Genomic DNA, 11,496 nt, shown 5'->3' with positions numbered 1-11,496 from the left:
CCTTCAGCAGCGCTACTTCGTCCAGGTCCAGGAGGCGAGCAGGTCATCCAGCAGCGGGGCGACCTCATCGGCCTCGCTCTCCAGGGTGGAGAGGGTGACGACATACAGGGTGCCCTGGTTGCTGATCCAGCGCTGGACGTGGTGCAGTTCCATGCCCTGGACCTCGCGCACGATGCTGTAACCGGGGGAGGTGTTGCCGTCCACCCGCACCGGGTCGAGCAACTCGTAGGTGCCGTCCTCGCCAGCCAGCTCCTTGGCCGTCTCCTCGACCGCCGAGGTGAGGTTGGAGACGTACTCCTCCTCGGTGATGATGATGTTGCTGTAGAACCCGTCCACCTGCTCGGGGGCCTTGGCCGCCAGCTGGATGCCCTCGTCGTCGACAAGGTCGATCGCGTTCTCCCAGGTCGTGGGCAGGGTGACCTCGAAGTCGCCGCTGACCGCCGAGACCACCTCGGGCTCGGCCGGTTGGGCGGTGGTCCCAGCGGCGTCCGGTGCGGCGGTCGTCGCCTGCTCCTCGTCGGTGCCCGGTGCGGTCGTGGCCGCGGTGTCCTCGGTCGCCGGCTCCTCCGTGGCAGTCGCGGTGTCGGCGTCGCTGTCCGGGGTCGCCGTGGCCGGGCTGTCCTGCGTCGTCGGGGCCGTCGTCGGCGCGGCGGTCGGCTGCTCATCGGCACACCCGGTCAGGAGCGCGAGGGTCAGCAGGGCTCCGGCGCCAACGGCGAGCGGGCGGCGGGAACGGGGGGTCACGATGGGGTGCTCCTCGGGGGTCGGCGGGCCGCCGTGGGCGGCGCGTTTGGACACCTCCAGTATGACGCGTCCCGAGCAGTCCTACGGTGGGACTCATGCAACCCCTCGAGCAGGGTGCGGTCATCGACCTGCACACGCACACCCATCACAGTGACGGCACCGAGTCACCCACCGAGCTGGTGCACGCGGCGCGGGCCGCGGGCGTGCGGGTTCTCGCGCTCACCGACCACGACGTGTCCACCGGCTGGGCCGAGGCCGACCGGGCTGGCGCGCAGGTCGGTGTCGGGGTCGTGCCGGGGATTGAGGTCTCGTGCAGCCACCGCGGTGCCTCGGTGCACCTGCTGGCCTATCTGCCCGACCCGGACCACGAGGACCTCGCCGCCGAACTGGAGCGCTGCCGGGACAGTCGCCGCACGCGGTTGAGCGACATGGTCGACCTGCTCGCGGCGGACGGCTACCCGGTGACCCACGACGAGGTCCGCGAGGTCGCCGGTGCCGGGGCGACCCTGGGCCGACCGCACCTGGCCGACGTGCTGGTGCGCAATGGCGTCTATCCGGACCGCGACCGGGCCTTCGCGGGCGTGCTCGCGGCCAGCAGCCCCTACTACGTCTCCCACCATGCGCCCGACCCTGCGCGGGCTACCGAGCTGGTCGTGGCGGCCGGGGGAGTGCCGGTGATGGCGCACCCGTTCGCGGGTCGACGGGGCCGCGTCGTGGCGGCGGAGGTGCTCCCGGCGATGGTCGAGGCCGGGCTCGTGGGGATCGAGGTCGATCACCGCGACCACGGCACCCAGGAGCGGGCCGAGGCAGCGCGCGCCGCGAAGCGCTTCGGCCTGCTGCCCACGGGGTCCAGCGACTATCACGGGCAGGGCAAGCCCAACAGGCTGGGCGAGAACACCACCAGCCCCGAGGTGCTCGCCTCACTCCTGGCGCGAGGCACGGGCGCGCACCTGCTCGGCGACTGGGGCTGACCGAGATTCAGTCGGAGGAGCCGCTGGTGCGGGTCACGCGACGGCGACGACGGCGTCCGCCACCGGTACGCCGGCCCTCGCCGCCGCCCTTCTGGTCCCCGGACTCACGGCCCGTGGCGTTGTCCTCGCGGGCGCCGGTCCGGCGGCTGCTGTCCCTGCCACCGCTGCGGCCATCGCGACCATCCCGACCGCGGCCACCGCGTCCGGAGCCTCCGCGCGGTCGGTCCGAGCTGCGACCGCCGAGGTCCTCGAGGCGCTCGGCGCCCAGGCCAGCGTGCGTGCGGGCGGAGCGAGGCAGGGTGCCACGGGTGCCCTCGGGGATGTTGAGCTGCTCGAACAGGTGCGGGCTGGAGGAGTAGGTCTCCTCCGGCTCCGGGTAGCCCAGGTCCAGAGCCTTGTTGATCAGGCTCCAGCGCGGCATGTCGTCCCAGTCCACGAAGGTGACCGCGACGCCGGTGGCGCCGGCGCGGCCGGTCCGACCGATGCGGTGCAGATAGGTCTTCTCGTCCTCAGGGCACTGGTAGTTCACGACGTGGGTCACGGCATCGACGTCGATGCCGCGCGCGGCGACATCGGTGGCGACCAGGACGTCGACCTTGTCGTTGCGGAACGCCCGGAGCGCCTGCTCGCGGGCGCCCTGGCCGAGGTCGCCGTGGATGGCCGCGGAGGCGAAGCCACGCTGCGTGAGCTCGTCGGCCACCTTCGCGGCGGTCCGCTTGGTGCGCGTGAAGATGATGGTGCGTCCCCGGCCCTCAGCCTGCAGGATCCGCGCCAGCATCTCGACCTTGTCCATGGCGTGTGCGCGATAGGCGAACTGCTCCACCGCGGCCACGGTCTGGCGGTCATCGCCGTCCTCGCTCATGGCGCGGATGTGCGTGGGCTGAGTCATGTACTGACGGGCAAGGGAGACCACGGCTCCCGGCATGGTCGCCGAGAACAACATCGTGTGGCGACCGGCCGGCGTGAGCGCCAGCAGCTTCTCAACGTCCGGCAGGAAGCCGAGGTCGAGCATCTCGTCGGCCTCATCCAGCACCACGGTGCGGGCGTGCGCCAGGCTCAGGTGCCCCTTGCCGGCCAGGTCCAGCAGGCGACCGGGCGTGCCCACGACGACCTCGACACCCTTGGTCAGGGCCTCGATCTGCGGCTCGTACGCGCGACCGCCGTAGACGGTGAGCACCCGGATGCCGCGGTGCCGACCGGCCTTCTCTAGGTCGCCGGCGACCTGAACGGCCAGCTCGCGGGTGGGGGCGACGACCAGGCCCTGCGGTGCTCCAGGACGCTCGAGATCGGCGAAGCCGGTGTCGCCGGGCGCCACCACGTTGTGCAGCAGCGGCAGCCCGAAGCCCAGGGTCTTTCCGGTGCCGGTCTTGGCCTGGCCGATGATGTCGTGGCGCGACATGGCGACCGGCAGCGTCATGGCCTGGATGGGGAAGGGATGGGTGATCCCGTGATCCGCGAGACCGCGGACGATGTCGGGATGGATGCCGAAGTCGGCGAAGGTGCGGGTTTCCTGCATGGCTCTCTCGATCAGGCTCGAACGGACCGGCCACGGGGTATGCCGTAGCCGGGCTCTCGCGGGCCGATCGGGGACGTTCTGGGGGAGAAAGCGGTCGGGCGACGCGCCCGACCAGCAGCAACCGCAGCGAAATGCGGCCGACCGGTCACCGGTGAACAGGAGCCAGCCTAGCGGCTGGAAGGGTCCAGGGACGAACGCGGCGGCGCGCCTTCCTCGTGAGGAAGACGCGCCGCCATGTCGGTCGGGTCGTCACCGCGGTTGACGGCGACGACGTGGGGTCAGTTCAGCGACCCACCCGGTTGTCGGTGCGGGTGCCACGGTTGCCGGTGATGGCGCCGTAGGCGAGCACGACGATGATCGCGCCGACGATGCCCAGGATCAGGCCCCAGAAGTTGAGCAGGCCGCCCTCGTAGTCGAAGAAGAGGCTGCCCAGGAAGGATCCCAGCAGGGAGCCGACGGCGCCCAGCAGGATGGTCATCGGAATGGTCAGGTTCTGCCGACCGGGCAGGATGAGTCGGGCCAGGGGACCGACGATGCATCCTGCGACGAGTGCGGCGATAATCGTGGAGAACATGGCCCCAGGCTAAACCGCAACCGCACCTGACGCGCGCCATGACGCGTCCGACACGCCAGATCTCACCCTCAAGGGTGTCTCGGGCTGTCGCGGCTGGTCAGTGGGTCTGTCGTGGCTGTCAGTGGGTGCCGAAGCCCACGCGACCCTTCTCGTGCGCGCCGATCTCGACATAGCCCAGCGCCGAGGTGGGCACCACGATGGTGCGGCCCTTGTCGTCCTCGAGCTCCAGGGTGGCGCCGCCAGCCAGGGCGTCGGCGACGGCCGACCGGATCTGGTCGGGGGTGGACTCAGACTCGAAGACGATCTCGCGGGCGACGTCGCGGATCCCGATACGGACCTCCACGTTTTCCTCCTGGTGCGTCGTTGGGTGCGTCGTTGGGTGGTGCGTTGGAGACGAGGCTAACCCGCCTGCCCGCCGTGGCGGGACACCACCTCGGCGGCCGAGCCGACACCCACCCGTGGCATGGCGGCAATGCCGCGCCAGGCCAGCGTCACGACGAGGTCGACGGCGTGCTGGCGTGGCATCGTCGACCCAGACTCGAGCCAATGCACCGCAACGGCCTGCACCTGGCCGACCAACGCCATACCGAGCATGACGCACTCCTCGCGACCGAGGTCGGTCTGCTCCTGGAGCAGCCGGCCGACAGCCTCGGCGCACCCGAGCTGGGTCTCGGCGAGCACCTGGGCCACCGCCGGTTCGCCACCCATGTCCGAGGCCAGGATCAGCGGATAGCCCGAGCGCGGCCGATCGATGAACTCGAAGAAGGCGGCCAATGTCGCGGCCATCTTCTCGCTGTTGTCGGTCGTGGAGGCCAGCGCGTTCTCGATGGTGCTCACGATCTCGTCACGCACCCGGACCGCGATCGCGAGATAGAGCGCCAGCTTGCTGTCGAAGTGCTGGTAGAGCACGGGTTTGGACACCCCGGCCCGCTCGGCGATGTCATCCATCGCCGTCGCGTGGTAGCCCTGCTGGGAGAAGGCGTCCAGGGCGGCATCGAGCAGCAGCGCGCGCCGCTCGTCCCGGGGCAGCCGTACCCGGCCACCCGAGTCAGGTCGCGTCGCCTCGGGTGGTGTCATGGCGGCCTCCTGGTCACTGCGTGGGCAGCATCCTACGGGCGCTTCAGGTGTGTCGGTGGTCGGTGATGAGATGGGGGTATGCCGTCACTCACCGGGACCTCCAGCGCGAGGTCCGCCGCCGATCCCGACCAGGCGCAGGTGATCAGTCACCGGGGCGGGGTCCTGGTGGTGCTCGGCGCACCCGGGACCGGACGCACCACCGCCGCGACACGGCATGTGCAGGGGCGGATCCTCGATGACGGCCTCAGCCCGGACCAGTGCCTCGTCCTGGCGCCCACCCGGGTCAGCGCCGATCGGCTCCGGACCAGGATCGGGGCGGGTCTGGGCAGCACCTTCACCCGGCCAGCGGCGCGGACGCCGTCCTCGCTGGCCTTCGCAGTGCTCCGCCGGGCGGCAGCCGCGTCCGGAGAGGTGCTGCCGCGGTTGCTCTCCGGTGCAGAGCAGGACGTGGTGCTCAAGGAACTGCTGGATGGGCACCGGGAGCAGGGTGTGGGTCCGGCCTGGCCGGAGCACCTGCGGGCGGCCCTGTCGACCGCCGGCTTCCGAGCCCAGTTAAGAGATCTGCTCATGCGATCGGTCGAACACGGGCTGGAGCCGACCGATCTCGCGGAGCTGGGGCGCGCGCACGGCCGCCCCGAGTGGGTCGCCGCGGCGGATGTGCTGATGGAGTACGACCAGGTGACCGCCTTGTCCGAGCCAGGCGGGTATGACCCGGCGTGGATCTGCACGGCGGCGGCGGACCTGCTCGAGGACGACCCGGATCTGCGCGCTCTCGTCCAGCGGGGGCTCCAGGTGCTGGTCGTCGACGACGCCCAGGAGCTCACCGCGTCGGCAGCCCGACTGCTGAGGGTCCTGCACCCGGCGGGAGCGGATGCGGTGCTGGTCGGTGACCCCGACGCCACTGTCCTCGGCTTCCGCGGCGCCGTGCCCGGCCGCTTCGTGAGCTTGGCCGACGAGCTCGCGGCGGATGCGCGGGCCCAGGCCACCACCGTGGTCCTGGGCTCGCGGCACCGTGGCGGTCCGGCGCTCGCTGGGGTCCAGGGCAGGGTGGCCTCGCGGATCGGTGTCGTGGGTGCCGCTGGGGCGGGGCACCGGCAGCCGGGTGTGACCCGCGAGGACGCGCCGACTCCGGTCTCGGTCGGAATCGCGCGCAGCAGATCCCAGGAGGCTGAGCACGTGGCCCAGTGGTTGCGGGTGGCACATCTGCGCGAGCAGGTCCCGTGGGAGCAGATGGCTGTGCTCGCCCGCTCCGGTGCGCAGCAGGAGGTGATTCGGCGCACGTTCGCCGCGCGCGGCGTGCCCGTGCACCTCCCTGGCGGCGGGCTGCCGTTGGCTCAGGAACCGGCCACCACTCCGCTGATCCTCGCTTTCGACGTGGTGACGAGGGAGCACCGGGCTGACGATGGGACCTTCTCCGGTGTCGCAGCGCCCGTCCTGACGATCACGCCGGAGGAGGTGCTCCAGCTCCTGACCAGCCCCCTCGGGGGTGTGGATCCGGTGGCCCTGCGCCGGCTACGGCGCCGCCTGCGCGCGACCGAGTTGCTCGAGGGCGACGGTCGCGGCGTCGACGAGGTGCTGACCGCGCTGGTGTCGGGGGCGGCCCCGGAGCTACGCGGCAGCAGCGGGGCCGAACAGGAGCCCGAGTTGGCACCGGTGGCCAGGCTGGCCCGCATCCTGGACGCTGGGCGCCAGGCACACGACCGGGCGGGCACGGCCCAGGACATCCTCTGGGCGTTGTGGGACGCTAGCGGGCTGGCCCAGGTGTGGGAGGCACAGGCCTTGGCCGGTGGAGCACTCGGCCTGCGGGCGGATCGAGATCTGGATGCGGTACTCGTCCTCTTCGGGCGCGCCGAGACCTTCGTCGACCGGCTCCCTGGGGCGCGGCCCCGGAGCCTGCTCGACCAGCTGCGCGACGCGGAGGTGGCCGCTGACACGCTCGTCGCCGGCGCGCGGCGGGAGCAGGTCGTGGAGGTCCTGACGCCACAGGCTGCGGCCGGGCGGGAGTGGCGTCGGGTCGCCGTCGTCGGGGTGCAGGACGGGGTCTGGCCCGATCTGCGGCTGCGTGACAGTCTGCTCGGGGCCGAGACCCTGGTCGCAGCCCTTCGCGGGCATCCGGTGGCCGGGCCGCAGGCGGTGCGGGCTGCCCAGGCGCAGGTGCGCGCCGATGAGCTGCGGCAGTTCTACGTGGCTCTCAGCCGGGCCTCGGAGGCCCTCCTGGTGACGGCGGTAGGGAGCACGGACGAGCAGCCGTCCAGCTTCGTCGACCTGGTCGACCCCGATCATCGCAGCCGGCCTCCGGTGGACGTGCCCGCGCCCGTCACGCTGCGGGGGCTGGTCGGCACCCTGCGCCGAGCCGCGGTCCAGGGTCAGCGAGACCTTCGCTTCGACGAGCGCGACGTTGCCGTGGACCACCTGCGGGTGCTGGCCGCGGAGGGCGTCGCGGGAGCAGACCCTCGCCTGTGGTGGGACGCGCGCGCCGTCAGCACCGACGAGGATCTGGTCCCGGTCGGACCCGTGCGGGTCTCACCCTCCCGGGTGCAGACCTTCCTGGACTGTCAACTGCGCTGGTTCCTCACCACGCACGGCGCCGAGGACGGGGACAGCGCGAGCGCCGAGATCGGCACCTTGGTCCACGACATCGTCGCAACCGCCCCCGACGGTGATGCGGGATCCCTGGCCGAGGAGCTCGAACGCCGCTGGCCCGAGCTCGGTCTTCGGGCGAGCTGGGTCAGCGAGCGGCAGCTGGCCCGGGCTCGCGAGATGCTGTCCCGGTATGCCGCGTACGTCGCCGACGTCAGTGCCGAAGGGCGAACCCTGCTGGGGACTGAGGTGGGCCTGCGAGCTCTCGTCCCGGCGGAGGAGGACGGCGGGCGCGACGTGCTGCTGACCGGGCAGGTGGATCGACTGGAGCGCGATCCAGCGGGCCGCCTCGTCGTGGCGGACCTGAAGACGAGCCGCAGCAAGCCCACCCGGGAGGAGATCCGGACGCACGCGCAACTCGGCGCCTACCAGGTCGCTGTCGAGCAGGGCGCCTTCGAGCAACATCCTGCGTCAGGGAGCGGAGGGGCGGCCCTCGTGCACCTGGGGCGCAGTGAGAAGGAGATCGCCCAGTCGCAGGGCCCGATCGGCGACGCAGATGATCCCCGGTGGGCGCACCGCATGGTGTCCGAGGCGGGGTCGGGGATGTCGGGGCATAGCTTCACCGCGCAGGACATGGGGCAGTCGTGCCGACGCTGTCCGGCGAGATTCTGCTGCCCCATCCAGCCCGAGGGGCAGCAGCGGTGAGTCCTGCAGAGAGCAACACCGGGAGCGGCAGTCCCCGACAGTGGTCGGCGGATGAGCTCGCCGATCTCCTGGGCACCCACCGGCCCACTGCCGAGCAACGAGCGGTCATCGAGGCTCCGCTGCGCCCCACCGTCGTCGTGGCGGGAGCCGGGTCGGGTAAGACCGAGACGATGGCTGCTCGCGTGGTCTGGTTGGTCGCCAACGGGCACGTGGCCCCCCAGGACGTCCTCGGCCTGACATTCACGCGCAAGGCGGCCATGGAGCTGGCTGCTCGGCTGGCGGACAAGCTCTCGGCGTTGCGCGAGGCGGGGGTCCCGGTCGCCGCAGATCGCGACCCTGCAGATCCTGACGTCCTCGACGACGCGGCCTTCGATCTGCCGACGGTGTCGACCTATCACGCCTATGCGGGACGGCTGGTCAGTGAGCACGGGCTGCGCCTGGGGGTGGAGCCGGACGCGCGACTGCTCTCCGAGGCGGCCAGCTGGCAGCTCGCCCATGAGGTGGTGCTGCGGCACGACGCAGACATGTCCGCGATGGACCTCGCCGAGTCCACGGTGGTCCGGGCGGTGCTGAACCTCTCGGGGGAGCTGAGCGAGCACCTCGTCGACCCGGACGAGGTGTCGGTCTGGCTGGACCGTGTTGGTGAACGGTTGAGCGGGCTACCTGGTCGGGACGGTCAACGCCCCAAGGTCGCCGGGCGCCGGACGGCGGCCCTGCTCGCGCGACAGGGCCTGATCCCCCCCTTGGTGGTGGCCTATCGTCGGGCCAAGGCCGAGCAGGGCGCGCTGGACTTCGGGGACCAGATGGCGCTCGCAGCCACCCTGGCCCGCGACGTGCCGCAGGTGGCGGCCGCCGAGCAGGTGCGCTACCGCGCCGTGCTCCTAGATGAGTTTCAGGACACGTCCGAGGCCCAAATGGTGCTGATGACCTCCCTCTTCGGCGGGGCGGACCTCGCGATCACCGCCGTGGGCGACCCGCATCAGTCCATCTACGGCTGGCGAGGAGCTAGCGCCACCACCTTGAGCCGGTTCCCCCGCGAGTTTGCCGTGGCCGACCGGTCGGCCGACGTGCTGCACCTGAGCACGTCATGGCGCAACGATGAGCGAATCCTGGCTGCGGCCAACGCGGTGGCGGGGCCGCTGCAGGAGGTCACCGAGATCCCGGTGCGCACGCTCGATGCCCGGCCCGGAGCTGGTGCGGGGTCCGTGGAGGTAGCGAGGTTCGGTGATCACGTCACGGAGGCTGAGGAGGTCGCAGGCTGGATCGCTGAGCACTGGGGCCGCCCCGAGGGTCGCTCTGCGGCTGTGTTGTGCCGCGCCCGATCACAGTTCCCCACTGTGGTGGATGCGCTGCGACGGCGCGGGCTGCCGGTCGAGGTCGTCGGTCTCGGCGGGCTGCTGGACACCCCCGAGATCCTGGACCTGGTGGCGGTCCTGTGGCTGACCCAGGAACCCACCCGTGGGGATCAGGCGATGCGGGTGCTCACCGGTCCGCTGTGCCGCGTGGGGCCGGCGGATATCGATGTCCTCTGGGCGTGGGCGCGCTCCCTGGCGGGTCGGGACGCGCGCGCGGCTGGTCGGGAACACGCGGCTGTCCTCGCCGAGGCGATCGATCTGCTGCCCCCACCCGGATGGCGGGACGGTGTTGCTCACCCGCTGACCGAGGAGGCCAGGTCGCGACTCACCTGGCTCGGTGGCGTGATCGCCCGGTTGCGGGGCCTGACGGGGCTTCCCCTCCCGGACCTCGTGCTCGAGGCCGAGCGACTGATCGGTGTCGACCTGGAGGTCGCGGCCGACCCGGATCTCCACCCGAGCTGGGGCCGTGCTCAGCTCGATGCCCTGGTCGAGGTGGCCTCGACCTTCGCCGCCGGAGCGGCACGAGTCTCCCTCGGCGCCTTCCTGCAGTGGCTGGATGCGGCCCGTGAGCACGAACGAGGCCTTGAGGCGACCGAGGTGCCTGAACTCGCCGAGATCAGTGTGGATGCCGCGGCCGTCCAGGTCCTGACCGTGCACGCGGCCAAAGGCCTGGAGTGGGACCTGGTCGCGATCCCCGGTCTGGTGGAGGGAACATTCCCCTCGATCACGGTCAGGGCGACTGCCACGGACGGCGGCTGGAGCATCGGGCCGCCGCGCGACCGCGGCTGGCTCTCGGGCATCGGCCGCCTGCCCACGCCCCTGCGCGGAGACCGGCAAGGCCGTCCTGACCTGCCCTGGCTGTCCGTACCCGACACCCACGATCTCGACGACCGCCTGGCACAGCTGGCGTTGGACGGTGGCGCGTTCGCGATCGCTGAAGAACGACGCCTCGCCTATGTGGCGTTCACACGAGCACGCCACCGCATGTTGCTCACCGCGCCCGTGTGGTCCACCGGGAAGACCCCACGGGTCACCTCCCGTTTCCTTGAGGAGGCCCGCTCCGCCACCGATGCGCACGCGCAGGTGCAGGGCTGGGCACCGATGCCGGATCCAGACGATGCGGAGCAGTTGCAGAACCCCAGGCTCCTGGAGGAGACGGTGATGCCCTGGCCGCTCGAGCCTGGCGGGCGACGCGTCGTGGCTCGCGACCTGGTCACTGCCCTTCTGGCTACCCCCGCCCCGGCGGGTCAGGACGGCGCCGCACAGGCCGAGCGTGACGGACACCCGATGGCTCGGCGCTGGGCCGACCTCGTGCGGGTGCTGCTGGCGGAGCGGGCCGAGCGCGCCCGCCTCACGTCCCCTGACCTACCCGCTCATCTGTCCACATCGACGGTGGTGGAACTCGCGGACGACCCGGCGCGCTTCCGGGCTGGGCTGCGTCGGCCGTTGCCGCGGCCACCAGCCCCGCAGGCCCGGCTGGGCTCGGCCTTCCATGCCTGGATCGAGCATCACTACGCGGCACCGGCCCTGGTGGAGATGGACGAGTTGTTCGCCCTACCCAGCGACGGGGGCCCCGGCCAGGACCTGACGCTTCTGCAACGCAACTTCCTGGACAGCGAATGGGCCAACAGGTCCCCCGTGGACGTCGAGATCCCCGTGGAGACCTCGATCGCGGGGCGCAGCGTGCGTGGCCGGATCGATGCCGTCTTCGAGGACCCGGATGGCGGCGTGACGATCGTGGACTGGAAGACCGGACGTCCGGGCTCCCGCGATCAGCAGCGCGTCCGCTCTCTTCAGCTGGGGATCTACCGGGTTGCCTATGCACGACTGACCGGGCGATCAGTGGATGAGGTGCGGGCAGCTTTCTTCCACGCAGCCACGGGGGAGACCGTTCGGCCCACGCTCGTGGATGAGGCGGACCTGGAGGACCTGATGGCCCGTCTCGCCGCGGCGAAACCACCAGAGCCCGGCTGA

The 11,496-nt window shown here is 71.5% G+C and carries 8 protein-coding genes; 3 read left to right on the top strand and 5 right to left on the bottom strand.

Annotated features, from left to right (window positions below; all coding sequences use genetic code 11):
• Positions 1-12: 12 nt before the first annotated feature.
• Positions 13-744, bottom strand: a complete 732-nt coding sequence (locus tag ACQBAT_RS11390; RefSeq protein ID WP_420747079.1) for a hypothetical protein — start codon at positions 742-744, stop codon at positions 13-15.
• A gap of 95 nt (positions 745-839) precedes the next feature.
• Between ACQBAT_RS11390 and ACQBAT_RS11385 the strand changes: the two genes are divergently transcribed.
• Positions 840-1,715 carry a PHP domain-containing protein gene (locus ACQBAT_RS11385; protein WP_420747078.1) on the top strand — a complete coding sequence of 292 codons (876 nt, stop codon included), beginning with the start codon at positions 840-842 and terminating at the stop codon, positions 1,713-1,715.
• A 7-nt stretch (positions 1,716-1,722) separates the two neighbouring features.
• On the opposite strand, the gene ACQBAT_RS11380 is transcribed toward ACQBAT_RS11385, so the two are convergent.
• The 4 genes from ACQBAT_RS11380 to ACQBAT_RS11365 form a co-directional block, all read right to left on the bottom strand.
• A complete protein-coding gene (locus ACQBAT_RS11380) occupies positions 1,723-3,231 on the bottom strand; it encodes a DEAD/DEAH box helicase (RefSeq protein WP_420747077.1) in 1,509 nt (502 codons plus the stop codon).
• A 283-nt stretch (positions 3,232-3,514) separates the two neighbouring features.
• Positions 3,515-3,805, bottom strand: a complete 291-nt coding sequence (locus ACQBAT_RS11375; RefSeq protein ID WP_420747076.1) for a GlsB/YeaQ/YmgE family stress response membrane protein — start codon at positions 3,803-3,805, stop codon at positions 3,515-3,517.
• 118 nt (positions 3,806-3,923) lie between these two features.
• On the bottom strand, positions 3,924-4,148 hold the full coding sequence (locus ACQBAT_RS11370; RefSeq protein ID WP_420747075.1) for a DUF3107 domain-containing protein: 225 nt from the start codon (positions 4,146-4,148) through the stop codon (positions 3,924-3,926).
• Between the two features lie 56 nt (positions 4,149-4,204).
• Positions 4,205-4,882, bottom strand: coding sequence for a TetR/AcrR family transcriptional regulator (locus ACQBAT_RS11365; protein ID WP_420747074.1), 678 nt, complete (start codon positions 4,880-4,882; stop codon positions 4,205-4,207).
• 78 nt (positions 4,883-4,960) lie between these two features.
• Here ACQBAT_RS11365 and ACQBAT_RS11360 point away from each other — a divergent pair, with 78 nt between their 5' ends.
• A complete protein-coding gene (locus tag ACQBAT_RS11360; RefSeq protein ID WP_420747073.1) occupies positions 4,961-8,167 on the top strand; it encodes an ATP-dependent helicase in 3,207 nt (1,068 codons plus the stop codon).
• Positions 8,164-11,496, top strand: a complete 3,333-nt coding sequence (locus tag ACQBAT_RS11355) for an ATP-dependent helicase (protein WP_420747072.1) — start codon at positions 8,164-8,166, stop codon at positions 11,494-11,496. Before ACQBAT_RS11360 ends, ACQBAT_RS11355 begins: the two co-directional genes overlap by 4 nt.

Source organism: Ornithinimicrobium pulveris (assembly GCF_050261105.1).
Lineage (GTDB): Bacteria > Actinomycetota > Actinomycetes > Actinomycetales > Dermatophilaceae > Ornithinicoccus.
The sequence above is the reverse complement of the archived record's forward strand: the minus strand, read 5'-3'. Positions and strand labels throughout refer to the sequence as shown.